The organism is Roseivirga sp. 4D4 (assembly GCF_001747095.1).
In the GTDB taxonomy this organism is placed as follows: Bacteria; Bacteroidota; Bacteroidia; order Cytophagales; family Cyclobacteriaceae; genus Roseivirga.
In genome coordinates, this window is sequence record NZ_MDGP01000001.1 from 2,105,091 (window position 1) to 2,131,847 (window position 26,757).

Annotated in this window: 27 protein-coding genes; 13 read left to right on the forward strand and 14 right to left on the reverse strand. The window is 40.7% G+C overall.

From position 1 onward, the window contains the following. Positions 1 to 33 precede the first annotated feature (33 nt). Together BFP97_RS09165 and BFP97_RS09170 are read right to left on the reverse strand one after the other, a co-directional pair. Positions 34 to 207, reverse strand: a complete 174-nt coding sequence (locus BFP97_RS09165) for a histone H1 (RefSeq protein WP_069842127.1) — start codon at positions 205 to 207, stop codon at positions 34 to 36. Positions 208 to 305: 98 nt separating this feature from the next. Beyond that, positions 306 to 1,556 carry an aminotransferase class I/II-fold pyridoxal phosphate-dependent enzyme gene (locus BFP97_RS09170; RefSeq protein ID WP_069842128.1) on the reverse strand — a complete coding sequence of 417 codons (1,251 nt, stop codon included), beginning with the start codon at positions 1,554 to 1,556 and terminating at the stop codon, positions 306 to 308. A 162-nt stretch (positions 1,557 to 1,718) separates the two neighbouring features. Here BFP97_RS09170 and BFP97_RS09175 point away from each other — a divergent pair, with 162 nt between their 5' ends. The 3 genes from BFP97_RS09175 to BFP97_RS09185 are packed head-to-tail and all read left to right on the forward strand — an operon-like array spanning position 1,719 to position 5,058. Then, a complete protein-coding gene (locus BFP97_RS09175; RefSeq protein WP_069842129.1) occupies positions 1,719 to 3,215 on the forward strand; it encodes an acetyl/propionyl/methylcrotonyl-CoA carboxylase subunit alpha in 1,497 nt (498 codons plus the stop codon). Positions 3,216 to 3,218: 3 nt separating this feature from the next. Beyond that, complete coding sequence (locus BFP97_RS09180; protein ID WP_069842130.1) at positions 3,219 to 4,523, forward strand: DUF1015 domain-containing protein; 1,305 nt, start codon at positions 3,219 to 3,221, stop codon at positions 4,521 to 4,523. Between the two features lie 19 nt (positions 4,524 to 4,542). After that, entirely contained in the window at positions 4,543 to 5,058 is a 516-nt protein-coding gene (locus BFP97_RS09185; RefSeq protein ID WP_317039325.1) for a Maf family nucleotide pyrophosphatase, read from the forward strand. Between the two features lie 45 nt (positions 5,059 to 5,103). Here BFP97_RS09185 and BFP97_RS09190 read toward each other — a convergent pair whose 3' ends face one another. From BFP97_RS09190 to sdaAB, 3 genes are read right to left on the reverse strand one after another with little or no spacing between them, the layout of a single operon-like run. Continuing rightward, positions 5,104 to 6,492 carry an efflux RND transporter periplasmic adaptor subunit gene (locus tag BFP97_RS09190; RefSeq protein ID WP_069842132.1) on the reverse strand — a complete coding sequence of 463 codons (1,389 nt, stop codon included), beginning with the start codon at positions 6,490 to 6,492 and terminating at the stop codon, positions 5,104 to 5,106. A gap of 4 nt (positions 6,493 to 6,496) precedes the next feature. Continuing rightward, complete coding sequence (locus BFP97_RS09195; protein WP_069842133.1) at positions 6,497 to 7,951, reverse strand: TolC family protein; 1,455 nt, start codon at positions 7,949 to 7,951, stop codon at positions 6,497 to 6,499. A gap of 9 nt (positions 7,952 to 7,960) precedes the next feature. Next, positions 7,961 to 8,638, reverse strand: a complete 678-nt coding sequence (gene sdaAB / locus BFP97_RS09200) for an L-serine ammonia-lyase, iron-sulfur-dependent subunit beta (protein ID WP_069842134.1) — start codon at positions 8,636 to 8,638, stop codon at positions 7,961 to 7,963. An 83-nt stretch (positions 8,639 to 8,721) separates the two neighbouring features. Between sdaAB and BFP97_RS09205 the strand changes: the two genes are divergently transcribed. Next, positions 8,722 to 9,546 carry an aminotransferase class IV gene (locus tag BFP97_RS09205; RefSeq protein WP_170827439.1) on the forward strand — a complete coding sequence of 275 codons (825 nt, stop codon included), beginning with the start codon at positions 8,722 to 8,724 and terminating at the stop codon, positions 9,544 to 9,546. Here BFP97_RS09205 and BFP97_RS09210 read toward each other — a convergent pair. Beyond that, positions 9,524 to 10,318, reverse strand: a complete 795-nt coding sequence (locus BFP97_RS09210) for a thymidylate synthase (RefSeq protein WP_069842136.1) — start codon at positions 10,316 to 10,318, stop codon at positions 9,524 to 9,526. The two genes, BFP97_RS09205 and BFP97_RS09210, sit on opposite strands and share 23 nt — an antisense overlap. A 29-nt stretch (positions 10,319 to 10,347) precedes the next feature. On the opposite strand from BFP97_RS09210, the gene BFP97_RS09215 reads away from it, so the two are divergent. After that, positions 10,348 to 12,672 carry an efflux RND transporter permease subunit gene (locus BFP97_RS09215; RefSeq protein ID WP_069842137.1) on the forward strand — a complete coding sequence of 775 codons (2,325 nt, stop codon included), beginning with the start codon at positions 10,348 to 10,350 and terminating at the stop codon, positions 12,670 to 12,672. Here the strand turns inward: BFP97_RS09215 and BFP97_RS09220 are convergent. The 6 genes from BFP97_RS09220 to BFP97_RS09245 form a co-directional block, all read right to left on the reverse strand. Beyond that, positions 12,653 to 14,020, reverse strand: coding sequence for a DUF5723 family protein (locus tag BFP97_RS09220; protein WP_069842138.1), 1,368 nt, complete (start codon positions 14,018 to 14,020; stop codon positions 12,653 to 12,655). The genes BFP97_RS09215 and BFP97_RS09220 overlap by 20 nt on opposite strands. 1 nt (position 14,021) lies before the next feature. Then, entirely contained in the window at positions 14,022 to 15,641 is a 1,620-nt protein-coding gene (locus BFP97_RS09225; protein ID WP_139135247.1) for a hypothetical protein, read from the reverse strand. A 37-nt stretch (positions 15,642 to 15,678) separates the two neighbouring features. Continuing rightward, on the reverse strand, positions 15,679 to 15,876 hold the full coding sequence (locus BFP97_RS09230) for a PspC domain-containing protein (protein WP_069842140.1): 198 nt from the start codon (positions 15,874 to 15,876) through the stop codon (positions 15,679 to 15,681). Between the two features lie 24 nt (positions 15,877 to 15,900). Then, a complete protein-coding gene (locus tag BFP97_RS09235) occupies positions 15,901 to 16,902 on the reverse strand; it encodes an endonuclease/exonuclease/phosphatase family protein (protein ID WP_069842141.1) in 1,002 nt (333 codons plus the stop codon). A 113-nt stretch (positions 16,903 to 17,015) separates the two neighbouring features. Then, positions 17,016 to 19,436: an ABC transporter permease gene (locus BFP97_RS09240; protein WP_069842142.1), complete on the reverse strand. Its 2,421-nt coding sequence runs from the start codon at positions 19,434 to 19,436 to the stop codon at positions 17,016 to 17,018. A gap of 290 nt (positions 19,437 to 19,726) precedes the next feature. After that, positions 19,727 to 20,824 (reverse strand): alanine racemase, encoded by a 1,098-nt coding sequence (locus tag BFP97_RS09245; protein ID WP_069842143.1) that lies wholly within the window; start codon positions 20,822 to 20,824, stop codon positions 19,727 to 19,729. Between the two features lie 119 nt (positions 20,825 to 20,943). Here BFP97_RS09245 and BFP97_RS09250 point away from each other — a divergent pair, with 119 nt between their 5' ends. From BFP97_RS09250 to BFP97_RS09260, 5 genes are read left to right on the forward strand one after another with little or no spacing between them, the layout of a single operon-like run. Then, positions 20,944 to 21,798: an SPFH domain-containing protein gene (locus BFP97_RS09250; protein ID WP_069842144.1), complete on the forward strand. Its 855-nt coding sequence runs from the start codon at positions 20,944 to 20,946 to the stop codon at positions 21,796 to 21,798. 4 nt (positions 21,799 to 21,802) lie between these two features. After that, positions 21,803 to 21,949, forward strand: coding sequence for a hypothetical protein (locus BFP97_RS20720; RefSeq protein WP_170827440.1), 147 nt, complete (start codon positions 21,803 to 21,805; stop codon positions 21,947 to 21,949). 1 nt (position 21,950) lies between these two features. Beyond that, a complete protein-coding gene (locus BFP97_RS09255) occupies positions 21,951 to 22,118 on the forward strand; it encodes an Arc family DNA-binding protein (protein ID WP_069842145.1) in 168 nt (55 codons plus the stop codon). A 1-nt stretch (position 22,119) separates the two neighbouring features. After that, the gene (locus tag BFP97_RS20245; RefSeq protein WP_083262494.1) at positions 22,120 to 22,332 is read left to right on the forward strand and encodes a zinc ribbon domain-containing protein; all 213 of its coding nucleotides are present in this window, start codon (positions 22,120 to 22,122) and stop codon (positions 22,330 to 22,332) included. 3 nt (positions 22,333 to 22,335) lie between these two features. Beyond that, positions 22,336 to 22,719, forward strand: a complete 384-nt coding sequence (locus BFP97_RS09260; protein ID WP_069842146.1) for an SdpI family protein — start codon at positions 22,336 to 22,338, stop codon at positions 22,717 to 22,719. Here the strand turns inward: BFP97_RS09260 and BFP97_RS09265 are convergent. After that, positions 22,716 to 24,422 carry an ArnT family glycosyltransferase gene (locus BFP97_RS09265; RefSeq protein ID WP_069842147.1) on the reverse strand — a complete coding sequence of 569 codons (1,707 nt, stop codon included), beginning with the start codon at positions 24,420 to 24,422 and terminating at the stop codon, positions 22,716 to 22,718. The two genes, BFP97_RS09260 and BFP97_RS09265, sit on opposite strands and share 4 nt — an antisense overlap. A gap of 96 nt (positions 24,423 to 24,518) precedes the next feature. Here BFP97_RS09265 and BFP97_RS09270 point away from each other — a divergent pair, with 96 nt between their 5' ends. After that, positions 24,519 to 24,899: a GtrA family protein gene (locus BFP97_RS09270; protein ID WP_069842148.1), complete on the forward strand. Its 381-nt coding sequence runs from the start codon at positions 24,519 to 24,521 to the stop codon at positions 24,897 to 24,899. 4 nt (positions 24,900 to 24,903) lie between these two features. Beyond that, the gene (locus BFP97_RS09275) at positions 24,904 to 25,488 is read left to right on the forward strand and encodes a hypothetical protein (RefSeq protein WP_069842149.1); all 585 of its coding nucleotides are present in this window, start codon (positions 24,904 to 24,906) and stop codon (positions 25,486 to 25,488) included. 3 nt (positions 25,489 to 25,491) lie between these two features. Here BFP97_RS09275 and BFP97_RS09280 read toward each other — a convergent pair whose 3' ends face one another. Further along, complete coding sequence (locus BFP97_RS09280; protein WP_069844260.1) at positions 25,492 to 26,196, reverse strand: DUF4197 domain-containing protein; 705 nt, start codon at positions 26,194 to 26,196, stop codon at positions 25,492 to 25,494. Positions 26,197 to 26,391: 195 nt separating this feature from the next. On the opposite strand from BFP97_RS09280, the gene BFP97_RS09285 reads away from it, so the two are divergent. Beyond that, positions 26,392 to 26,757: a VOC family protein gene (locus BFP97_RS09285; protein ID WP_069842150.1), complete on the forward strand. Its 366-nt coding sequence runs from the start codon at positions 26,392 to 26,394 to the stop codon at positions 26,755 to 26,757.

A 26,757-nucleotide genomic window follows, 5' to 3' on the forward strand; every position in this document is an offset into this window, starting at 1 on the left:
AGTCGAGGCCTTTTTTATCTGGATTTTAGTTTCTTAGCCGTTCTTGATGTTTTGAACATCAATTCTAATTTCTTGTGCTAGATTCTTAAGCTCTTGCATGCCTTTTCTTACTCTAGTACCAGCAGCTTGATTTCCTTTGTCATAGAACTTTTCGAAATCGCCTTCTAAGGAATTTACTAAATCTTGAACTTTGCTAAATTGACTCATATTTATCGTGTTTTAAGGTTGTTGATAATAATGTCTAACTGCCAGCAATATAAAGCAAAATGTTCTATTATCAACAGTGAAGGCACTTTTTTTTGATTTTACTCACCAAAAGCAAGTGCGACTTCTTCTTTTTTATATTCTTCGCCCTTCAGCTTGCCTTTAATAGCCTCGAATGCTGCAATAGTTTCTTCGACATCTGCCAAAGAATGTGATGCAGTCGGGATTAATCTCAATATAATCGTGCCTTTAGGAACAACAGGATAAATCACTACTGAACAGAAGATTCCAAAGTTTTCGCGTAGGTCTTTACTCAAGGCAGCAGCCTCTCCTACCGTACCATTGAGTACCACTGGAGTAACTGGAGATTGGGTAGTTCCAATGCTGAACCCTTTTTCCTTTAATCCGCTTTGAAGTGCATTAACAATAGTCCAAAGCTTATTCTTGTGCTCCGGATTGTCTCTCAGCATTTCTAATCTTTTCAAACCACCAATAACGAATGGCATCGGTAAGGACTTGGCAAAGATTTGAGAACGTAGGTTATATTTTAAAAACTTAACAATCTCTTTATCACCAGCCACAAAAGCACCAATGGCAGCCATTGACTTGGCAAAAGTTGAGAAATAGATATCTATTTCATCCTGACAACCCAACTCTTCTCCTGCACCTGCACCTGTAGCACCAACAGTACCAAAACCATGTGCATCATCAACCAATAGTCTGAACTGGAATTTTTCTTTCAGAGCGGCAATCTCCTTTAGCTTACCTAGGTTACCGGACATTCCAAAAACACCTTCTGTAATCACTAGTATTCCACCACCGGTTTCCTGGGTCAATTTCGTGGCTCTTTCAAGCTGCTTCTCTAAGTTCTCTATATCGTTATGTGGGAAAACAAAACGTTTACCCATGTGCAGTCTAACACCATCAATAATACAAGCGTGAGACTCAGCATCATAGACAATAACATCCTTACGGTCTACTACAGCATCTATAATAGAAAGGACGCCTTGATAACCGTAATTCAGTAGTAAACCAGCCTCTTTGCTTACAAATGCGGCAAGTTCTTGCTCTAATTGTTCGTGATACTTGGTATTTCCAGACATCATTCTGGCTCCCATGGGGTAAGCCATACCCCAATCAGCAGCAGCCTGTGCATCGGCCTTTCTCACTTCAGGATGGTTTCCTAGACCCAAATAGTTATTTAGACTCCAGGTCAACACTTCCTTACCCATAAACTTCATACGAGGTGCAATTTCACCTTCCAGTTTAGGAAACATGAAGTATCCTTCAGATACATCAGAGTGTTTCCCTAAAGGGCCTTGATTAGTCAGTAACTTTTCAAATAAATCCAACTTCTTTTGTCTTTAAATATTAGCTGTCTTAGACTGGCTAAAACAAGTTGCGAAGGTAACACTATATACACCATTTATCAAAAATTAGAGCACATATAACACATTCATTGGTTCTGATTATGATTATTATTAATTAGCATTGCATGCTTATTAAGAAGAGATATGTCCTCAAAAAAAATTAATAAAATTCTTGTTGCGAATCGCGGAGAAATTGCCATTCGTGTAATGCGTACCGCTAAAGAAATGGGAATCAAGACTGTAGCCATCTATAGTGATGCCGATAGTAGTTCTCCACACGTAACCTATGCCGATGAAGCGGTTAATGTCGGACCTCCGGCATCATCTGAATCATACCTAAGAACCGATAGAGTCATAGATGTTTGTAAAGAACTAAATGTCGATGCCATTCATCCTGGATACGGTTTTTTATCAGAAAACGCCAGTTTCGCCAAGCAAGTCGAGGATAATGGTATCATTTTCATTGGCCCATCTGCTCACGCAATCGAAGTAATGGGTGACAAACTAGCCGCCAAAAACGCTGTTTCAGCCTATGACATTCCAATGGTGCCCGGAGTCAATCACGCAGTGACCGAAGTTGACGAAGCGAAATCTATTGCTGAACAAATCGGCTATCCTGTCTTAATAAAAGCCAGCGCTGGTGGTGGTGGAAAAGGAATGCGTGTGGTGGAACATGCAGACGAACTTGAAAGCCAAATGCAGCGCGCAATGAGCGAAGCACAATCGGCTTTTGGAGACCCGTCTGTTTTTGTAGAAAAATACATTGGATCGCCTAGGCATATTGAGATTCAAATATTAGGCGATCAGCATGATAACATTCTTTATTTATTTGAAAGAGAATGTTCTATCCAAAGAAGACATCAGAAGGTGATTGAAGAAGCTCCTTCTGCAGTGATAACTCCTGAGAAAAGAAAGCAAATGGGAGAAGCTGCAGTAGGTGTGGCGAAGGCTTGCGGCTATTATGGCGCAGGAACCGTAGAGTTCATCATGGATGAAAACCTCGATTTTTTCTTCCTAGAGATGAATACCAGACTTCAAGTGGAACATCCTGTTACCGAAGAAATCACTGGAGTAGACTTGGTTAAAGAACAAATCTATATCGCTGAAGGAAAGGCCATAAGCTTTAAGCAGGAAGACCTTAAAATTACTGGACACTCCATGGAAGTAAGGGTCTATGCTGAAAATCCAAGAGAAAACTTCTTACCCGACACGGGTACTCTCGACACTTATAAACTACCTCAAGGGCCTGGTGTTCGTGTAGACGATGGTTATGAGCAAGGTATGGAAATCCCTATCTACTATGACCCGATGATCTCTAAATTGATCACTTATGGGGCCAATCGAGAACAAGCGAGATTAAGAATGTTAAGGGCGATCAATGAATATCAGATTTCAGGTGTAGCGACAACTTTAGATTTTTGTGATTTTGCCTTGAGGCATGAAGCCTTTATCAGTGGAAATTTCGACACCAAGTTTGTCGACAAATACTTTACTCCTGATATGCTCGATGATAATGATCCTGAAAAAGAGGAGCTGGCAATTGCTTTGGCAGCACATATCTTCAATGAAAAAACCAATGGTACAACATCTAAAGACAGCGATCAGGCCATAAGCAAATGGAAACTAAGAGCTAGACAATAATTAATGGCCAAGATTCGTCCCTTAAGAGCCTGGAGGTATAATCGCGAGTTGTCCTCTTCGATTGGAAGTTTAACATCACCTTTATTTGATGTCATATCACAAAAACAACGCGATGCCCTTTATGAAAACCCTTACAATAGCATCCACCTAAGCGTCCCTTTGCATGGTGAAACACCTCAAGACGCTCATGAAACTATTGCTAAATGGAAAGCCGATGGAATAATTAAACAAGATCCGCTTCCAGGCATTTACGTCTATTATCAGCATTTTTCTCTGCCTGGCAGTAACAAGGACTATGTTAGAAAGGGCTTTGTAAGCTTTATTGAAGCCACTGACTGGGGTCAGCCAGATTCAGATATTTTAAGGCACGAGAATACAATGCCACATTCTGTATCTGATAGAGTCGAAGTGCTTAGAGCTACAGAACTCAACGTAAGCCCAACACACGGACTGTACTTTGACCCTAGTTTTGAGCTGGAAGCGTATATGGATGAAAGTATGCTCAACCCAATCTATGAAACCGAAGATTATCAGGGTGTACGCGATGTCTTGTCTGTCATTCATGATAAAGAGGTCATTCAAAAGTTTATCGATAAGCTTGGTAAGGAACGAGTGATTCTTGCTGATGGACATCATCGACTGGAAGGGTCTATTATCTACAGAAAAGAATTAGCCTCCAAAGGAAACCATACCGGTAAAGAGGGATACAATTACCATTTAATGTACCTAACCAATGGTGAAGCTGATGACTTAAGAATACTACCCACCCACAGGTTGATTAGTGGACTGGAAAATTTCGACAAAGCCGAGTTTTTCAAAAAGTTAGAGCCCAATTTTATCATTAAGCCCTTAGAAAATCCGAATGATGTAACGGAGATCATATTAGGTAAACCATGGGCTTTTGGCCTCTTATTTGGTGACGAAGCCTATAAGGTTCGGCTGAAACCTGAAGTTATTGATCATATCGAATGGAATTTTCCTGATGTAATCAAAAAACTGGACCTAACCGTTATGCACTACTTCATTCTAGAGAAGGGCCTTGGCATTTTGGGGAAAGACCAGAGAAAGTCGACCAATATTAGCTTTGAGCGAAATTTCGCCAACTGCCTTACCAAAACAATCAAGGGAGAGGCACAATTCGCGATCATAACACAGGACATAAATATGGAAACGGTAAAAAAAGTATGCTATTCAGGACATACTCTTCCACAAAAGTCCACCTACTTTTATCCTAAAGTCATTTGTGGCTACTTATTTGGATCAATCAAGAATGATGAATTTGAACTACCGCTTGATCCTGGCTTCTAAATCGCCCAGACGACAGGCTTTGTTGAAAAGTCTTGACTTAGATTTTGAAGTGAAAACGAGAGAGGTTGATGAAACCTATCCTTCTGACATTGCACCATTAGATGTAGCTGAATATCTAGCACGCAAGAAGTCCGATGCTTTTGGCGAACTCCAAGAGGATGCACTTTTAATAACTTCTGACACTACAGTCGTGGTTGATTCTACCATTCTTGGGAAAGCTGAAGACAGGGAAGAGGCGATCTCTATGATCCAGTCCTTATCAGGTCGTACACACAAGGTAGCGTCAGGTGTTTGTTTAAGAACAAGAGAAAAGTTTCTAAGCTTCACCGAGATCACCAAAGTCACTTTCGATGTCCTCAGCGCTGAGAGCATCTCATATTATATAGAAAAATATCAGCCCTATGACAAGGCCGGTGCCTATGGTATTCAGGAGTGGATTGGAATGATCGGCATTAACAAGATTGAAGGAGATTATTATAACGTAATGGGTCTGCCGGTCAATAGACTTTACAAAGAACTATCAAATTTCAAATAAAAAAGGGGCACTAGGCCCCTTAGTTTCTTTGGTACAATGAATCTGTTAGTTAGTGCTTGCTAAAGGCTTTTTACTAACTGTCTTTTCTACTAAGTCCCCAGTCTTCAGTCTTTTAGACACAACAAAGAATGGTCCTGATATCACCTGATCGCCTTCACTGAGTCCTGATAAAATCTCGATGTTATCATAGTCACTAATACCAGTTTTAACCTCCACCATTTTTGCAGTTCCTCCATCATTGATGAAAACCACTTCTTTGATATCTTCCTTCTCTTCTGGCTTAGCATTTGCATTTGTTAGCGTAGGTTGATTATCATCATCATCTCCGAATCTATTATTACCCTGACTCTTAGCAAGCTTAGGGTTTCTAGTAGTCACCGCGGCTAAAGGCACAGATAACACATTAGACTTGGTAGTAGTGATAATCTCAACACTTGCTGTCATTCCTGGTCTGAATGGTGAAGGACCTTGAATTTCGGATAACAAGTCGTTAAAACTTTCATTCAAAATTCTGATCTCAACCTTGAATTCTGTTACCGCATCTGCTGAAGTCTTAGGGTTAGCCGTATTAGCAATTGCTGTCACTATACCTTTGAACTTCTTATCCATTGACGTGTAAGAATCAACATCAATTATTGCTGTATCTCCCTCATTTACACGAATGATGTCGTTCTCGTTGACATCTACCTGAACTTCCATTTGATTCAAGTCTGCGAGTCTCATCATTTCAGTACCTGCCATTTGCTGTGTACCTACAACACGCTCGCCTTGCTCGACATCCAGTTTAGAGATAGTTCCTGTTGCAGGGGCTCTTACTGTTGTTAATCGTACGTTCTCCTCTGCTTCATCTACAGAAGCCTCACTCGACTTTATAATGAACTCAGCTGCTTTCACACTCTGTTCTGCAGCATCCAAGTTGAACTTAGCTACTTCATAGTTAGCTTTGGCTGTTTCATAATCAGCTTCAGAAATTACATTTTCTTTCCTCAGCTGCTCTGATCTCTTAAACGCCAACTCTGCCTGCTTCAATTGTGCCTCACTTCTAAACTTATTAGCCCTTGATGAAGCCAGATTAGCCTTTTGCTGATTCAAGTTTGCCTTTGTTCTGTCTAGTACAGACTGAAGGTTGTCTGGTCGGATTTTTACTAAAATCATACCCTCAACTACATCATCGCCTTCCTCAACATTAAGCTCGATTATCTCACCGGCTACGTCTGGACTAATAGCAATTTCAGTTACCGGTTGAACTACTCCAGAAGCAGTAACTTTTTCAACGATCGTTACTCGACTTGCTTCAGCAAACTCAACCTTGATGGTTTTTTCTCCACCAATAACGCCAGCCTGTTTTCCGACAATTGCAAACACCAATACTAGAACTACTAGTACAAGTAATATCCAAACGATCTTATTTGATCCTTTTTTCTTTTTAGTCATCTTCTTAATCTAATGTAATTGGGTTACCTAAATAAAAATCTAAAATCTTTACTCTAAAAATGTATTCATATTTGGCGCGAACTAAATCTGTTCTAGCCGCAAATAAGTTATTGCTAGCCACTTGATAGTCAACAAAGTTTACGTCTCCAACATTGTATCGTTGCTCCGTGGCTCTAAAGGACTCTTCAAGTGCAGTTACTCTTTTTCCTGTTGCCTCGTAAGACTTAAGGCTGGCAATGGCATTATTATATGCTGTCTCTATCGCTTGACGTAATTGGTTCTTGACATTCTGGGCACTGATCTCTGCGCGTTGCTTATTGATTTTTGCCCGTTGCAGATTAGAAGTATTCGAAAGCCTACTGAAAATGGGGACATTAAGATTTACCCTCACAGATTGACCAAGGTTATCATTGAATTGGTCAAATGTGCTATAGCTATCACTAAAAACAGGAACTGTCTCCTGACTGGCGTCTAAGAACACTCGATCTCCTGTCCCCTGAACAAATCCCACATCCCGAGCAGGAATATTGACCAATTGACTTCCTAAAAGTTGACGAGCACGATCTGAATAATTAGTCGAAATACTTCCACTAAGACTTAGGGTTGGTAAAAATGCACCTCGAGCAATCTTTTCTCCTAAATCGTTACTCTTTATTCCTAAATCGGCACTCTTTACCTCTGGTTGATTGGCCACAGCCACCTCGTAAACCTGTGTTGGTGTTTGCAAAGTCATTTCAACCTCATCAACGGAAAGGTCTGGCGCAACAATATTCAATTCCTGATCTGCCGGCATTTGCATCGACTGCTTGAGGTTTAGCATTGCAAGACTTAAGTTATTCTCAGCTGTAACAACTTGTACTTCATTGGAGGCATTTTGTGACTCAAGGTCCAATTGATTGGTTAAGGGAAGTGAACCAGCCTCAACAAGCTTTTTGGTTCTCGCGAGTTGATTTTCCGTCACTTCTAATTGGAATTTGGCATTCTCTAATTGCTCTCTATTTAAGAGCACATTCAAGAAGTTTGTAGCTACACTCAGCCCAATATCATTTTTGGCCTTCTGCAAGTCAAACTCACTAGATTGAAGGTTCAACTCATTCTGTCTAATAGTATTTTGAAGGGTGCCTCCCTGATAAAGTATAACACTCGAGTTAGCGGAAAGACTTCCTGAGAGAATATCTTGACTTATAAAAGAGTTTGATACTGGGTCGATCGTCCGTCCAAAAGATTTACCAACACCTCCACCGGCACTCAAATTTGGTAAGCGAGCAAATTTTGATTGCTTTACCGCAATCTCATTTTGAAGCTGAGTAAGCTGATTATTCCTAATGGTCAGGTTATTTTCCCAAGCATAACTGACACATTCTTCTAATGTCCATTCTGTCTTTGTGCTTTGACCTATCGCCAGATTCCCTATAAAAAGGGCCATCAAGCTGAAATAGAGTTTTTGTTTGAATTTCATGTTTACGTTTTAAAAATCGATGTCTGGAATAAATATGACCTCTCTAATCCAATCCAAGTGCTTTAAATAATCTATAGTGACGGTCGGTGGTTTAGAGTCCATCTCTATCACATGACACGCCTTATCATTTTTTCCTTTTCTGTTCACTGACATAGAAGCAATGTTGCACTCGTCATTTGCCAGTACTGTGGCAATAAAAGCTATCGCTCCTTTTCTATCATCCGCCAGAAGTATCATTGTGGTCAAGCCGGCATTGAAGCCTACGCTAAACCCATTGACTTCTGTAATCTTAATTACTCCTCCTCCACGGCTTTCTCCTACTACTTCAATTTGTCTATCACCTGCTTGAGCTACTACCCTCACTGTATTGGGGTGCATTGTGGATGCATTACCTACAGAGCGAAATTTAAAATCAAAATTGGCTGCCTCTGCCTCATCAAAGGCCGTCTTAATTCTGACATCATCCGTCAAAAAGTCTAGTAAACCTGCAATAATCGCTCGATCACTTCCGTGTCCCTCGTAAGTTCTCGCAAAAGAATTGTAAAAAGTGATGCTCGCCTGATCGGGTTGCTTACCCAAAATCTTTCTAGCTACTCGACCAATTCTCACCACGCCAGCCGTATGCGAACTCGAAGGGCCGATCATCACGGGGCCAATCATATCAAATACACTACTCTGGTCTGCCATTATGGACGCGAAATTAAGGTTTCAATATTAGAGAAATAACTCGTTGCCAAATTTCTATTATGTTTGAAAGGTTAATACCCTCCATGAAAGCAATATTTAACTCTCGAATTATTGAAACTTCCGACTACCTGATCAAAACCAGCAATCGGTCATTTTGTTATGGAGACGGCCTCTTCGAAACAATTGTTACAGGACATGGAAGAATTAACCTGATTGAAAAACATATCCACCGACTTAAGAGAGGTTGCAAGGTACTCGGCATGGAATTTCCCAATGACCTTGAGATGAATTCATTGGAAACAATGATTCAGAAACTCCAAGCAATTAATGGCTTTGATGGTGATATCAGAACCAAAGTGATCGTATGGAGAGATAGTGGAGGTCTTTACACACCTAATCTATCTAGCGCCTCCTTCTCACTAGAAGTCAAAGCCTCGAATTCCATTTTATTTCAAGGCATTGATCAGGTTGATGTCTCAAGCGAGATACACACTCAGTACTCACCAATTTCTTTTGCCAAAACTACGAATGCATTAGTCTATGTACTTGCTGGCCTGGAGAAAAAGGAGAACGGCCTGGATGAAGTCATTCTGACTGACCCCAATGGAAACCTCTCTGAAACCCACATCTCGAATCTGTTTTGGATAAAGGAGAGTAAGGTTTATACCCCGTCACTAACCACGGGATGCATAGAAGGCATAATGAGAAATACACTAATCGATCTTTTCCATAAAAACAATATAGCCGTTCATGAAGTCGAAAAGACAAAGGAAGCCTTAAGAGACGCAAGCAGTGTATTTTCTACCAACGCATCTGGTATCAAATACCTCAAAAGAATTGGGAATTGGAATTATGAAAGTCCAGAGAACTTCCTAACACCTATTATTAAACAGCTACAGCAGCCTTAATATGAGGGTGTGGATCATAGCCCACTAATTCGAAGTCTTCAAACTTGAAATCAAAGATGTCTTTCACATCAGGATTCATCTTCATAATAGGCAACGGCCTAAAGTCACGAGTAAGTTGTAATTCAGCCTGCTCATAGTGGTTAGAGTATAAGTGCGCATCACCGAAAGTATGCACAAACTCTCCTGGCTCTAAGCCACAAACCTGAGCAACCATCAAAACAAGCAATGAATAGGAAGCAATATTGAAGGGAACCCCCAAAAAGACATCTGCACTTCGTTGGTATAACTGGCAACTTAACTTACCATCTGCTACATAAAACTGAAAGAATGTGTGACAAGGTGGAAGCGCCATATTGTCAACATCCGCCACATTCCAGGCACTAACAATGAGTCTTCGACTGTCTGGATTGGTCTTAATCTGATCTATAAGTTTTGTAATCTGGTCTATAGTTCCCCCACTGCCATCGGGCCAGTTTCTCCATTGGTAGCCATAAACAGGACCAAGGTTACCCTCTTCATCTGCCCATTCGTCCCAGATACGTACGCCATTGTCCTTTAAATACTTGATATTCGTATCACCTTGCAAGAACCAAAGCAATTCATGAATTATTGATTTTAGGTGAAGCTTTTTTGTAGTCACCACTGGAAACCCTTCTGACAAATCAAACCTCATTTGATAACCAAAAACACTTTTCGTACCTGTACCAGTTCTATCAGCTTTTTCTACACCATTTTCAAGAATATGGCTCATTAAGTCGTGGTACTGCTTCATAATGCCTTCGATTTTTTAGATTTGAATCAATGAACAAATTACGGCAAAATGTTACGAATGGGAAGGGTTCATCTGAAGTTTTTCGCACACCTCGGTGGATAGAAAAATTTGCTACCCTTAACAGAAGAAAGGCTTTGGTTCGATTGTTCATTTTAACACTCATTACCATAGGTTTTGCTATCCAAATACCAAAGCTCGAATTCAATTATGACTTCGACAGTTTTTTTCCAAAAGGTGATGATGACTTTTCGTATTATCAATCATTGAGCAATGAGTTTGGTGAGTTCAATGACTTCTTATTTGTTGTTCTGAAATCTGATGACCCAACCAGTACAAATGCATTAAAAACAGCCAAATCAACCATTGAGTCTCTTGAAAATTGGCCTGAAGTGATCGGTACGAGAAGCGCATTCGATGAGCACAAGATTCAAATCACCCCTTTTGGAATCAACAAGATTGATTTGGTAAACCCTGACAAGAGGCTCAGTGAAGAATCACTGAAGCAGAGCCAGATAAAAGGTAAGTTCTTTGGAAAAGATGAACGCTCAACCATGTTCATACTAAGACATAAGGCATTTGATAGCAATATGCAATCAGATGCTTTCCTAGTTGAGTTAAGAGAATATCTCTCTTCTATGTATCAAGATCAATACATAGTTTCTGGTAAGGTTCAAATGCAATATGACTTCACCAAAAAACTGGAGCGCGAACTTTCACTATTGCTTCTTTTGGCTTTTGCCTTTGTCATTGCTGTCTTACTAATAATTTTCAAATCATTAAAAGGAGTGCTTATCCCGCTTTTGACAATTCTTTTGAGCGTTGTATGGATTATGGGTTTCATTTCGCTCATGGGGAAGTCGATCGATGTATTGGTCGTAATCATTCCGTCTATCCTTTTGATTGTGGCCCTCTCAGATGTAATCCATTTCGTACATAAATACGATCACTTTATTCGTCAAAGACTTTCTAAAACCGATTCACTTAGGTCAACCATAATATTCATCGGAAAGGCCACCTGTCTTACCTCCATTACTACTGCAATTGGTTTTCTAAGCCTGTACGTCATACCAATACCTCCGATAAGAGACTTTGGACTTTATACGGCTGTAGGTGTGGTTTTTGCCTTCTTAATAACTTTCCTTTTGTTACCATCGATTCTTTATTTTTTCCCTCGCCCTGTGGAAAAAGAGACACGCCTGTTCATCTCCTGGAAAAGAATACTCGACTATTGCTTTTTGGCAGTGATGAAAAGGAGAAAACAAGTAGTCTGGTATATATCTCTTGCTTGTATCACACTCATTTTCGGAGCAAGCCAATTGACGCTTAATACCTCAATAATTGTTGGGTTTCAGAAGAATGAACCTGAGTTGAAGGAGGTCATGTACTTTGATGACAATTATGATGGCTACAGACCCTTTGAAATTGGCATTGAACTTACCGATAGTCAAGATCTATTTGACTTAGGAGTTATTGAGACCATTGCCTCGATAGAAGACTACTTGATCAACTCATATGATGTGAAACATATCGAATCTCCATTAAACGTCATTCGTTCCCTAAATGCTGGACTCTATGGGGCTGCCTCTAGCCGATATGCTTTACCATTACCCGAGGACTTAAATAGAATCAAACGATATTATCATTCTTCCAAACTAAAAGAGACAATTGGAGCGTTTCAAAGCGATTCTGGCAAAACCATAAGGCTCATTGGGCGGTCAAAAGATATAGGAAGTGCTAAATCAAGGGAATTGAATGAATCGCTAAAGGACTTTTTGTCGAAAGAGATCAATAATGACTCATTGTTTGCAAGACTCACAGGCACATCTTACTTGATTGATAAAACCGATAATTACATTTCAAAATCACTGGTAAAAGGGCTTTCTGTAGCCGTACTCAGCGTCTCACTTTTTCTTTTTATATTCTTCAGAAGCTGGAGGATTGTCCTTTATTCCTTGATACCGAACCTCTTACCCATATTAATGCTCTTTGGGTTGATGGGATATTTGGGGATAGACCTCAATATATCCACGGCCATTATTTTTACGGTCGCTTTTGGTGTGGCAGTAGACGACAGCATCCACTTACTAGCCCGCTATTACATGGAAAGGGATCGGTTTAAGAATGTTCTCTGGGCGCTAAAAAATAGCATAGCCAGCACGGGTAAGAGCATTCTCATAACGAGCTTGGTCTTATGTGCTGGCTTTGCCTTATTTCTTTCCTCTGGGCTTTCCTCTCCTTACTATCTTGGCTTCTTCATAGTTATTACAGCCGTGATCGCCCTCATATTGGATTTGACACTTCTTCCCATCCTCATACTTAGTATCGAAAAGCGGTCTAAAGCTCGTCAAGGTTAACGACCTCTGACTTTTTACGCCACTTTTTGTATCCAAACATTAAGTTCAAGCCAAACCTAAAATCTGCCTTAGAATACTGTTCTGGTTTATTCAATACGAGAACGTTGTCTAAAGCCATATAGAGCTGAACCGGACCGATGTTGGTACCCAAATTAGCACCAATATTAGTCTCATTATTTGACCTTCTATGAGTTCCTAGTATACCGATCACAAACTTATCGAACCTGTGATTATATGCCAGAGCGTAATTCGCAGGTAGATTATTAAGTGCGCTTGACTGGAAATATGTCAAGGAGAACCTGTCATTTTCTGTCAAGTATGCCGATGCTGTTAAATAAACTCTTGTAGGCAGGTTGGTTGAAAAGGCTGTTCTAGTTTCATTAGATCGGAACTTATTCTGAAGACTATCTTTGAAAACTTCACCGGAATCCTGAATACCTTCAAGATCAACACCTGAGAAGGTGACAGTAGTGTCTGCCGTGTTATAGTTTCTAGCTTGCTCCTTCCAATCGATAGAGCCAATATCATTCACAGAGGCTTCAACCTCTAACCATTTCAAAGGCTTGAACTTAGCACCTAAGTCAAAGGCAATCGTCTGATTGTCATTACCAAATGCATAAGTCTGAAGCGCATCATCCGCATAATCATCGGAATTGAAAAGCAAGTCCAATCCAGCGGTATTTGCTGTACCGTTTTGAACGGAAACTTGCCAGGAGAAATCATCCGCATCCGTGGTCAAAGTTCCACTCGCACCATCGGCCAGCGATGCATGGAAAATACCTGTAACGAGTTTAGCTCTTGCGCCAACTGTTAAACGCTCGCCTAAGAACCTTCTAGCATAACCAATGCCAATTTCATGATAAGCTTCTGCCCTGATCTGGGTATCTGAAAAATCAATGGACTGACCAATGAAATTTGAGTTACCATTAGCCAGAAAGTCCGTCAAGTCATCTCCATAAGCAAAATCAAAAGTAGCTCTAGCATTTGCAAAGAATGAAAAAGCTCCATGCTTAGTCTTTATACCCAGATGAAATAGATTGACCGTAACATCCAGATTCAAGAAGTTTTCATTCTGAGCTGCCTCGTTAAGAAGATCAAAATCAACGGTCAAATCAGTCTGACCATTAGGCCTCGATAAGAGTTGTTGAAGTTCCAAATCACCCTGCAGCATTACACCAACATTCAGCGCTGGCATACTGACAGTCAACGAATTCTCAGGGATAAAGGCAGGCTGTATCCCAGAAGTTTGAGGCACAATGTCTCTCAATTGATAAAAAGACAAGTAGCCTTGGGCATTAGCACTAGCAAACCCCAAAACCAATAGCGCAATAGTTAATAGCTTCTTCATCTTAGTTACCGTTTGAGTTTACTTCTACATCTGCCTGAACTGCGAGTTTGAACCTCAGTTCATAATCATCAAAAAACTTAACAGCCGTTGCGGACTGAGCATCTGTGGTTGTAATTGTTGCCACTACATTAATGCTTGTCGCATTTTCTATGATCCTAATTCCTTCATCGGGGATTAGAATATCCACCGTAGACATAGCCACTTCATTGGTTCTTCCATTGGCACCAACCGAAGCAGCCGAGAATGCCGGACGTTCATCTACCGTATAGATTACATTTCCGTTTGAGTCTCTAAATTGAAGTTCAACTAGCCCTCCTAGGGGAAGCTCGTTTTCAGCGATTACCCTAAACAATAACCTCTTGGCCTCTTCCAGATCTCCGCCATTGGTGAAATTCACCACCTCTTCAGCGATCAATCCATTAATATTTAGCTCTAAGGGTATCTCGATTTCTACAGAAACATCCAGCAAGTTCGAATCATCAATGAAATTGTAGCTTGCTGGAGCAGTTGCAGGATTTGACTCCGCACCTACATCTACTAAAAAGCGAGTTGGTTTTGACGAGAGCAAATCGGCAATATTAGAGTTACTTGTTGTAACCTCAATTTCTGTTCTTACCACCTGACCCTGTTGATTAATATCCGGTGCATTAACCACCTGTAGATTATCAACCACCGTCCCCGAAAGTGGAATATTAGTCCCTGTTCCGCTTACCGCAGTGATTTGCTGAAAATCAATACCTAGAGGAAAGCCAAAACTGTTATCGAAAATGAACCTTACGGTTGGATCCACAAAAGTGATATCTCCAGAATCGAATGTGCTGAAAAAATCCAAGCTAATGTCCTGTTGCCCCACAGTGAGTGATTGGTTACCTACGTTGCCATATACGGTTTGAAAAGACGTATTATTTATGCCTATGGTGAAGGACACGCGTTGGCTATCGGTGATACTATTGCTAGGCCCCACGGTAATGTCATATTGGATTCTGACTAAGAACTTGCTAGAAGCGGCATTGCCTTGATCATCTAGATGAAATAACCCTTTCCCGTTCGCCAAAGATTCTGACTGTACGAAGTCAGCACCACCTGCGGGTAAGCTACCCGAAATCACGATTGGCCCATTTGCATTTTCCAGTGAAATGAAGGTGGCAACAAAATCAACATCTGCACCAATGTCTGAGCTTACGTTGAAATCGAAGCTCCCAGCATTAAAAATTATACTATCATAAGATTCATCAGCAGTTTGAGTTAAATCAAACTCATAAAGTTCTGAAACCGAAATTGTCGTCTGCACAGGTGGGTTAGATAAATTTGTTCCTGAAGCCAGGCTGGCCCCGAAACTCTGATCTAGCACTGTCAAGAAACCCGAGGCACTTTGAGATTGTAAGGTTTCCGTATATGTCAAGGTAACCACATCTTCCCCATTCGGTGCTATTACCGCACCGCCATCATTCAGCTCTTCAAAGAGTTCAGCGACAGTATAGGTGATGGTTCCGACCGGAATTGCAAGGGATGGATCAAAGATAATGTCCCCAAATTCGGTGCTTTCGAAGTACTTCAAGTCACATGAAGGTACTGCTGCTATGGTCAGACAGACCATGCAGGCGAGTAAAAATCGTTTCATTTGGTTTAGTTCAAATTGCAGATATGTAAGGTGTTCATCATTTTGCTGGCATGATCACCCAAAGAATTACATATACAATGAACCCGGGGAAGCCAGCACTAAAAATTGAAATTAACACATAAATGAGTCTGACTAAGGTGACATCCCAGCCAAGCCACTCAGCCAAGCCGCCACACACTCCCGCTACTACTTTATCCGCACTTGATCTAGTAAGTTTACTGTTATTCCCAGCCATAAATAACCCATTCAAAGCAACAAGTTAATCACTTAACTCATAAATACCTATTAGCGGAAAATGATCAGAATAATAAATATTATCAACGGTCTTGAACGCCTTGATCTTGAATTCTTTAGAGAAAAACTGATTATCAATGCGCAGATATGGAATGTTCCTATTGAAGGTCACGCCTAAGCCACGACCTTCCTTTTCAAAAGAATTCTCAAAGCGTTTTCTAAACTGAAAGTAGTTATAACTGAAAGGTACATCATTAAAGTCCCCAGCTATGATGACCGGATAGTTAGTAAGTGCGACATGGTCCATCAAAGCCTTTATCTGCTTCGTCCGGGAAGTGCTCGAGAAGAGAAATCTCGACTTGACATTATCATACTCATTCTGAATCCCTTCGGTATCCTGAATTTTGTTTGGGTCAATTCCCATAGATTGCAAATGGACTCCATAAACTCTTACAGTATCACCGGCTATAATCAAATCAGCGAAGCGAATGTTATTAATTGAGTTAGATTCCAGTATCAGACCATCATTGACTATTGGGTATTTAGAAAAAATGGCATTATTGAATCGATCCTTGTCCATGGAAAGTTGATACCCCTTGTTTCTAATCTTTTCAGCTATCCCCCTCAGTGGATAAAACTCCTGAAAACAAATAATGTCAGCATCTACATCTTCGACCCAGGCCATCACCTCTTTATAGTTATCACCTCTTGCGTCAACAAACCACTTGACATTATAACTGAGCACTTTGACTCCTTCCTGATTCAAATCATCATTCCCATTCAATGAAATCGCTATATTAATAAATGGCCACCCACAAATAAGTAAGAGTAATGGAATCCAACCCAACTTAGATTTGAACAGCAGGCTTAAGATCAAGAAAACGAGGTTAAGCAGAATGATAAACGGAATACCAAAAGACACTACCCCGGAATACCGAAAAGTCAGTGGAGATATCAACACGCTGGCATAGACCAAAAGTGAGATAAACATCCAAACCAGGACAGGTAGCTTAAGAAATGATTTCATCTAGTGTCAAAACACTATTCTAACAATTTTAATGCAAAATTCGTCTGCCGCTTAAAATAAAAAAGAGCAATCCTTTTCCAGATTGCTCTTTGACTGATTCTATTTCTTTCTGACTATTCTGTTCTAAGTGATTTCACTGGGTTACTCACCGCAGCTTTCAAGGACTGATAACTCATCGTTATCAATGCGATAAACAATGAACCTAGAGCGGTCATAGCAAAGATTGTCCAGCCGATATTGGTGCGGTATTCAAAACCTTGCAACCAGTTGTTCATGGCGTACCATGCCAACGGTGCTCCAAAAATGAATGCAATGATCACTAGCTTACCCATATCTCTGGAGAGCAAGAAAACGATCTGACCAACGCTGGCACCAAGTACTTTTCGAATACCCACTTCTTTGATTCTGTTCTCAGCGGTATATGCTGCCAGGCCAAATAGACCTAAACATGCTACAACAATCGTCAGGGTAGCAAATACACCGAAGATCTTTCCAAGTCTTTGTTCTGCATCGTACATTCTATTGAATCTGTCATCAAGAAACGAAGTCTCAAAAGGTTGATTAGGAGCCAATTCCATCCAGCTAGACTCAAGTTTCCCTAAAAGTCCCGCATAATCGCGAGTATTTACCTTCAGGTTTAATAAGCCGGTACTGTTACCCAATTGCAGTGCAAGAGGACCGATTTTTGACTTAAGTGTCTGGTAGTGAAAATCTTTAACGATCCCCACGATTGTATATCCTTGAATATCACCTTCATTGCTCACAAAAGTTCCGATGATTTTACCCAATGGATCTCCTTCTAGTTCTAGTTCTTTCAACGCAGCCTCGTTGACTATTATGGCCGTAGAATCCGTGGCAAAATCTCTTGAGAAATTTCGTCCTTGCACCAACTCGATCCCTAAGGTTTCCAAGTACTCATAATCAACCGTCCAGCTACTCATGATTACTTGCGTTCCTTCGCTAGGCACTATCCCATTGAAGAAAAGGTTCATGTTATTGTTTGAAGGTGTTGGAAGAAAACCACTCAAGGATGCTGACTTCACTTCAGGAAAGCTCTCCACTTCAGTCTTTAGAGCTCTCGTATTACCTCGAGCCAAGAAGGCATCATTGATTATTAAAACCTGATCTCTATCAAAACCTAGGTTCTTATTTTGGATGTACTCCAATTGATTCAGAATAACCAAGGTCCCAATCACCAAGAAGATTGAAGTACAAAATTGAATGACCACTAATACACTTCTTAAAGCACCACTTTTCATCCCATTGCTCAAAGAACCTTTCAATACTGTGACAGGCTTAAAGGCTGATAAAAAGAAGGCAGGATAACTTCCAGCCAAGAAACCAACCATCAATACCCCTGCGAAAATTGAACCAAGGAAAAGTGGGTTTGTAAAAGGTATAACCAATTCCTTTGCCGAAAGGTCATTAAAGAACGGTAGCGCCACATAAGCAATACCGACTGCCAAAACGAAGGAAATGAAACTAATTAGAATTGACTCCGCCAGAAACTGATAAATCAACTGGGCCTTTATTGATCCCAAAACTTTTCTAACTCCTACTTCTTTAGCTCTGTGTGCCGATCGTGCAGTTGCCAAATTCATGAAGTTGATACACGCAATCAAGAGAATGAAGAATGCAATGGCGGAAAATATGTAGACATAGCTCTTGTCGCTGTTGGCATCCAGTTCTCCTTGTAAGTCAGATGTCAAGTGAATATCAACTACAGGCTGTAATGCAAAAGCCAGAGATGAACCAGCTTGTTCCATTTCTTCCCACTCAATGTTTAGAAATTTCTTTACTTCCGGACCTATGTACTTCTTCAGCATATCCGGAAACTGAGCAGCCATTTTTTCTAAATCAGCATCGGGAGTCAATACCACATAAGTCTGGAAATTCATGTTCATCCACATATTCTGACGAGATTCGTCTAGTGTGATCAATGAGCCAATTACATCAAAATCAAAGTGGGTATTTGTCGGAATGTCCTTGTAAACTGCAGTCACCCGATAATCCTTAGCCTGACCGAATTCCACCTGCTGACCTACTGCCTCTGCACTGCCAAAGTATTTTTTTGCAGCCGTTTCACTCATTATTAGTGATTTTGGTGCTGTCAGTGCTGCACTAGGATCGCCACTTACAATTTCCAGATCGAAGATGTCAATCATAGATTGATCGGCCCACACATATTTTTCTTCTTTAAAAATGTTCTCACCCGAACGAATAAAGGGAGAGCCATTTTGTCTGAACCTTACATAATCAATTACTTCTGGAAAATCTTCGACCAGTGTTTTCCCCACAACATCACCCACCACTGCCAGATCAAATGCAGAACCATTCAAGGCCCCTGCCATTGTCAGTCTGTAAGTATTTTCTGAGTTGTCATAGTACCTGTCATAGCTTAGCTCATCAGTAACAAACAATACTATAAGTAGGCAACATGCGATCCCGATTGCGAGACCACTTATGTTTAAAATAGAGTAGAATTTGTTGCGAAGGAGGTTTCGGAACGCAACTTTTAGATAGTTTTTAATCATTGTTTTTGAGTTTGACCGTTGTAATGCAAAACTGCTAGAAGTATCACCTTATTAAAAAGTGCTATCGGTAAACCATCGCTAACGATCGGTAAATGATCGAAAACTTAGTTCAACGAATCATTAGATCAGACTTCGAGAGGAAATGTTGCAGCTAGAAAAAAATATCTGCTGTTCAATAAAAAGTCTCTCGAACTGCCAGAGGTGGATTCCTGAGTTTTTTCAAAGGTGCTTATCACCTTTGGCCAAATGACGAACCACAATTTCAAAAGTTAACAAGAGGGGGAAATTATCTACATATGGTCAAACCGCTGGCCTTCGAGCGTGAGGTACTCTCTCATTAAATTGGCCGTCAGACACGAGTGGATCGGTAGTATGCCGATCACGTCTCCCACCTGCAAAGTCTCCAAAAGCTCATCAGACACTTTTATAATACCATGTTCTTGTGACAGGGATATGAGTTTGGCATTAGGAATAATATTTGACCAGCCAGCCTCATTAAGAACCACCATTTCACCAAAAAACCTGTTTTCGCCTTTATCAAAAAGATGGTCTTTTGAAAAATGAACTGCACCTCCATGAATAACGAGCTCATTGCGCGCTTCGCTTTTAGCTACAATCGGGCATGCCACGGCAACAGCAATATCTGACTCATCACAGACATTGAGGTAGTTCATTACCAAGTCGTAAAACACAAAATTTCCAGGCCCCATCTCATCCACACCATCCATATCGTCAACCACAGCACAGCCTGGCGTATCCCCCATCCGAACGATCAGTTCTCTACCAAAACTACTTAAGGCCTCCCGAACAGCGTTGACTTTCTTGATAGCATCAGCCCAAAGTATTTTGATCCCCTCAATTGAATCCGAGTGATATGTATTTCCTGGATGACAGTATAAACCATAGAAATGAGTCTTTTCTGATTTATCCATCTCAAGAGCAATTGCCTGAACCTCATCTATCCGCTCTGTACTTACCCCAGAGCGATTGTAACCAGCATCCAACTCGATAAATAGACTTACTTGACCTACCAAATTCTCTCTTAAAAAAGAGACTGTATCTACATCTGTGACCAAGAGCTTGACCTTCACACCTTGTTGGACAAAACCATTGATCACCTCCACTTCTAGGCGGTTAAAAGGAAAAGCTACCGTAATATCCCTCCACCCACTCTCAACGAAATACTCGGCCATTTCAACCGAAGAAACAGTGATGGCATCGATTCCTCTGTCACTAAAAAACCTTGCTATCTGCTTAGACTGGTGAGTCTTAAAGTGAGGTATCAACTTCACATTTAGTCGATCGGCCTTTTCAACCATGAAATTGATATTGGCCTCCATCTTTTGAGTATCTAAAAGCAGTGTGGGTCGGGTGATTTTCTCGATCATTTCCGAAGGTAACACTACTAGCAAAAACAATGAAGAAAAGCATCACTCATATAACCTTTCTTAAAATTGATCGTATATTTGAAATGATATCATTTTAATATCATTATAAATTCAATACTATGAAGAATCTTGAAAGACCCTTTAGCCCCATGTCGGGCTTTTTAATGCTGACTGTCGTCTTACTCATCTTTTTTGGAGCAATTGCAGGACTCGTTGTCACCCACAATCCATTTTTCGGGTTGTTGTTTGTTTTGTTCTTTTTCATGCTTCCAGGATTTTTCATCATCCAACCCAACAAGTCGCGCGTCATGATATTCTTCGGAGACTATCGTGGGTCTGTCAAGGAAAACGGGTTCTTCTGGGTTAACCCATTCTTTGTGAAGAAGAAAGTGTCGCTAAGAGCTCATAATTTCGACAGTGAGCGTGTGAAAGTGAATGATAAACTCGGTAACCCTATCATGATTAGCGTCATCTTAGTCTGGCAGGTAGAAGACACCTACAAAGCGGCCTTTGATGTAAATGATTACGAGCATTTTGTTAGGGTTCAATCAGATGCCGCTGTTAGAAAGCTCGCAGGGATGTTTGCTTATGATAATTTCGAGGATGATTCTGAAATTACACTGAGATCCGGAATGGAAGAGGTAAATCATGATCTTGAAGAGGAGTTAAGAGAAAGGCTCTCCATTGCCGGAATTAAAGTGATTGAAGCCAGAATTGGTTATTTGGCTTATGCCGAAGAAATCGCAAGCGCCATGCTTCAAAGACAGCAGGCAACGGCCATTGTAGCAGCTCGCTATAAGATTGTAGAAGGTGCAGTTGGGATGGTTGAAAGTGCTCTTGAAGAGTTGAATAAAAAGGAAATCGTAGACTTAGATGAAGAGAAAAAAGCGGCAATGGTAAGTAATTTAATGGTTGTACTTTGCTCAGATAAGGCGGCTTCACCCATCGTAAATGCTGGAACTTTAAATCACTAGAATTATGCAGTATAAGCTAATCACCAAAGGACCCTTTGAAAAGGTCGAGAAATTCGAGAAGAGATTGAATGACCTATCAGCTCAGGGCTGGCGCGTAATAACCAATATGAGTCAGGGAGCACACCTGGTCTTAGGGAAAGAAAAATACTAGCATGGCCAAGAAGAAACCATTTGTACTTCGTCTAGATCCAGAGCTTCTATCTGCAGTCGAGAAATGGGCTGCAGATGAATTTCGAAGTACAAATGGCCAAATGGAATGGATCGTTAACAAGGCCTTAAAAGACTCAGGTCGGATAAAGAAAAAACCCCAAGACAAGTAACATGGAACATAGAAACTACAAGTGCTCAAAGTGCAACAACAGAACATTCGAAACAGATACGATTGCCACAACCGGTAGTGGATTTAGTAAATTTTTCGACTTACAGAATCGTAAGTTCATGACCGTTTCATGCGGCAATTGCGGATATACTGAGCTCTATAAAGGAGGCAAATCATCAACGATCACTAATATCTTTGACCTCTTTACCACCTAACCCATGGAAAATTCTGAGTTAATAATAGCACATGTAATGCTAGCCTTTTCATCTGTGCTGATAGGTACACTGGGCAAACTGGTTCGTCCTGAAGAACCCAATTCAATGATGGGTTACCGTACCAAAAGGTCTATGAAGAGCCAAGCAGCCTGGGATTTTGCCAATGAGTATGCCGGTAATCTAATGATGTGGACATCTATAGCTTCGATTACCATTCAAATATTTGCTTACTTCACAATGGAAGCCATGGTGGCAATTTACGTGGCAATTGGGGCAATCACGGTGAGCATGTTTGTAGTGATGGGGTTGACAGAGTATCAACTGGCCCAACGATTCGACAAACAAGGTCAACCTAAAAACAAGTCTCAAATCGAAGACAGGTTCTAGTCTATTGTCACTTTTACCTTCCGACTGTTTATCGGAGGTTCAATTTGTCCAACTTGGATAGAGAAACGAATATCAAAATCACCCTCAAGTTCTGGTATATTCAAGTCAACATCATATGTCAACTCCTCGCCTTCAGACATCGTACCATTAAGTATCATCAGTCTTTCTTTCTCTACTGGTTTTAAGCCTTTTAGGTAGTGGACATTGAGCGTTACTAAACGATCACCAGCATTGGCAAAGTCAACACCACGCTTATACTTATTGATCAACTTGAGCTTAAGTGCTACGATTTCTCCAGCTTCAAGATCGTAGTGTTTTTCGCCATCTTCTATTTCAATCCAGACATTGCGATAACTCCTGAAATTCTCGATAGTTCTGTAATGAATCCCCTTCCCTATTTGTGTAAAGTAATCCTTATAATTGACAGTATCCCTAAATCTATTGATTTGAAAAACCGTCTTTCCTTGAAGGTTCTCTTCGAGTGGCAATAAATCGTGGTGTGTTTCGCGATAATCGAAAGTATTGTAACAGTGTACAATGTCCTTTGTCAAATAAGCATATCTCGAAGACCTCTCATAGTGATTATTGAACATGATCGGCAGACCTCCACTCAACTCCTCTATCTCATCGGCCCAAGTGTCCCAATTGTGAAGCACATCCCATCCTTCCGTCCATTTCTTTGGAAAGAAGTCATGCATCAGGTAAATCCTTGCTGGAATAACGATGATGATGGAAACGATGGAAAGCTTTATCAGAACTTTCCTCCAACCCTGGTTCTTACGGATAAATTCGTGACCCAAAAGCATAAAAGGAACAGACAATACACTTGTCCAATGCTTGTGGAACTCTACTTTAAAAGTGGATACCAAGAAGAAAATCAATACGCCAACGATGGTGAATTTCAAAGCCCGATTGAAATCAGTACCCTCCTTATTCTTATAACTGGCAGCAAGTAAGGAGACTCCGATTAGTGGACCAAATACAAGTGGTTGTACCCCAATATAATAGGCTATATTCTCCCAGCTAAAGCCCATGTCAATGCGGTTGTACAAATGAAATTTGATGGTAGCAAACTCATTCATGTACTGCCAATAAGTATGGGGTAGCATGAGCAGTACTGTAAAACCTACCGTTAGCCAGAAGCTCTTTTTGGTAAGGAGTTTTACGTTGGACAGCACCGTAAAGAATACCACCAAAATACCGTGATGCTTACTCATAAGAATCAAAGCGATCGACAAAGCCAAAAAGAATACCGTCTTTAGGCTATCAGCCTTTAGGTATTGCTTATAGAAGTAATAGAACAGTGCCACCCCCAGAATTAATGGCACATCCGTCTTGACCATATAAGAACCAACATGGACGGACAGCATGGCTACAAAAATCCATATCAAGAGCTGGGTATCCTTCTTTTCTGTGGTCTTCCATACTACCGTCATTGTTAAAATGTTGACGATCAGCATACCCAGGCGAAGTCCCAAGGGGTTGGGCATCAGCCAATACCCCGGAGCTGTAACCACACCGACCATTGGGGGATGGTCTAGGTATCCCCAGTCTAAATACTGTGAGAATAGCCAGTAATAGGCTTCCTCACCATTGACTTCAGTGAAATAGTTTTGGACGAGGCCAATAACAAACCAAACCGCTAGAAAAGTATAAAAAAGCTTGTTGGACTGTTTTTCTGACGATAAAGTATTCAGGGACATGTTAGTGTTTCAGTATGGCAACAAAAGTACGGCTTTTCAAGAAATCAAAATAGTTCAGCATATTTGCATTGCCGGATTTAATGGCGCACAGTTTTAATGCTCGAATTAGGCTTCAAATTTTTTAGATTTTGCCTTGTTGGTCTCTCCGGCATGGCCATAGATTATGGCATTACTTTTTTAGGGAAGGAGCGCATAAAGGTCAATAAATATGTGGCCAATGGTGTGGGCTTTCTTTGTGCAGCCACTTCTAATTTCTTTTTTAATAAGTTCTGGACATTCAATGATCAGAATCCAGATGAACTGATTCAGTATTCTAAATATCTGAGCTTTGCCCTTATAGGCTTAGGGATCAACACATTCATCATCTATTTATTGATTAATAAAAGAGACATGAACTTCTATTGGGCCAAGCTGATCGCCATTGCGGTGGTAGTCTTGTGGAACTTCATTGCCAATTACAATTTCACTTTTATTTAGTGTCATGAGAGCACTGCTGGCCACATTGGTATTTGTAATTTTTTCGACATTGGCCGCTGCACAGGATGTACGAACAAGGGGATTGGAGTCTGCCGGACTTGGCGTCCAATTATATCCAGCTGGCGCTATCATCAACCTCAAGGCTAATTGGGCAATGTCTGCCAATTCGATGCTGGTGGGCAAGCTTGGGTATAATATTGCCATGCGGCAAGATTTTGGAAAGCATGACGATGAAGAAGGCGGTGGACCTGGTTTTACACTGGCCTACAAGCGATATTTTAAATCAGGCTTTTCTGGTTGGTTTTTAGAAGGAAGAGCAAGCATGTGGTTTTTAGACATTGATTGGCGAGATGATCAGCCGCTCAGATCTGGAAATACGGATATTACGGTTTTACAACCAACAATCGGATTAGGTTATGACTTTTTAATCAATGACAGTATAAAACTTGGTTTGATTGGAGCCTTTGGATACGAGTTAAACGTAGCCACCAGTGGCGAACCTGTTGGTGAGGGTGGCATTTCTTTGTTAGGCATTTCATTTGCCTACAAGCTAGGGTCGAAGCGATCGGCTGTCTCCAGCCGAAATTGATGGTTACTTAAAGACCTTCTTCAAAAGGTCAGAAGTTCTTGCAGCAGGGTTCTGTCTAATATTTAACTCCTCCTTTGCAATCATCACAAACAAACCATCTATTGCCTGTTGCGTAACATAAGCAGTTAAATCTGTTTCAACCTTTCTGACCAAAGGAATCTTATTGTATTTGGTCATCACATCACTCCAATACTTAGTTGCGTCAACTTTGTCAAGAGAAGTCTTTATAATGGGACTGAATTTGGCTGTCAAATCATCAGTTGTTTGTCCCCTTAAAAACTGGGTACCAGCATCTTGCTTACCACCAACGATATTCAGCGCATCAGTAATGGTGAGCCCTTTAATGGCCGCCACAAAAATATCCTTGGCTTCAACGGCCGCATCTTCAGCTGCACGGTTTAGGGATTCAATGGCCTTATCTACCTCATTTCCCAATCCAATCGCCCTCAGCTTGTTCTCTACATTCTTAGCATCTGGAGGCATCGGAATCTTAATCTCTGGATTACCATAATAACCATTCAGTTGTGACAGCAAATCAACTCCTTTTCCTGTACCCTGAATAAAGGCCTCTTTTAAGGCATCGGCAGCTTCTTCTTTTGAAAAACCACCTTTGCCACCTAAAAGGCTTTTGGCTTTCTTCAGTAATTGTGCTTCGGCAGAGTAGCTAAATAGGAGAGCGAACGAGAAGAGAATAGATAGTTTTTTCATTTTGATGTGCTTTTCCATTAGGTAACGGATAACAGCGGAAAAAGCTCATAATGGATATGTTATTTTTTCTTAATGGATCATAACTACTGGAATCTTGATAGGGGACAAAGTGATTATTCATTTCTTGATTTCAATCAAGCATGTTTTATGAGCGAAAGTCTTTACTTGCATGGTAAATAGACCCAAACCTCGCATATGAAACATGTTGCCAAATCGATCAGAGCCTTTATTGGTGCTAAGAACTTTGAAGAATCCAGATCCTTTTACATAGAATTGGGCTTCGAGGAATCAGTGATCAGTCATAACATGTCACTTTTTCGTGTTACTGATACGTTGAGCTTTTACTTACAAAAGGCCTACGTGAAAGATTGGGTAGACAACACCATGCTCTTTCTTGAGGTAGACGATGTTGAAAGATATTGGAAGGAATTGACAGCCTTAGGTCTTCATGAGAAGTATGCCAAGGTAAGGCTCACTCCTATACGGATTGAAAGCTGGGGTAAAGAATGCTTTATGCATGACCCTTCCGGAATTCTCTGGCATTTTGGCCAATTCAACTGA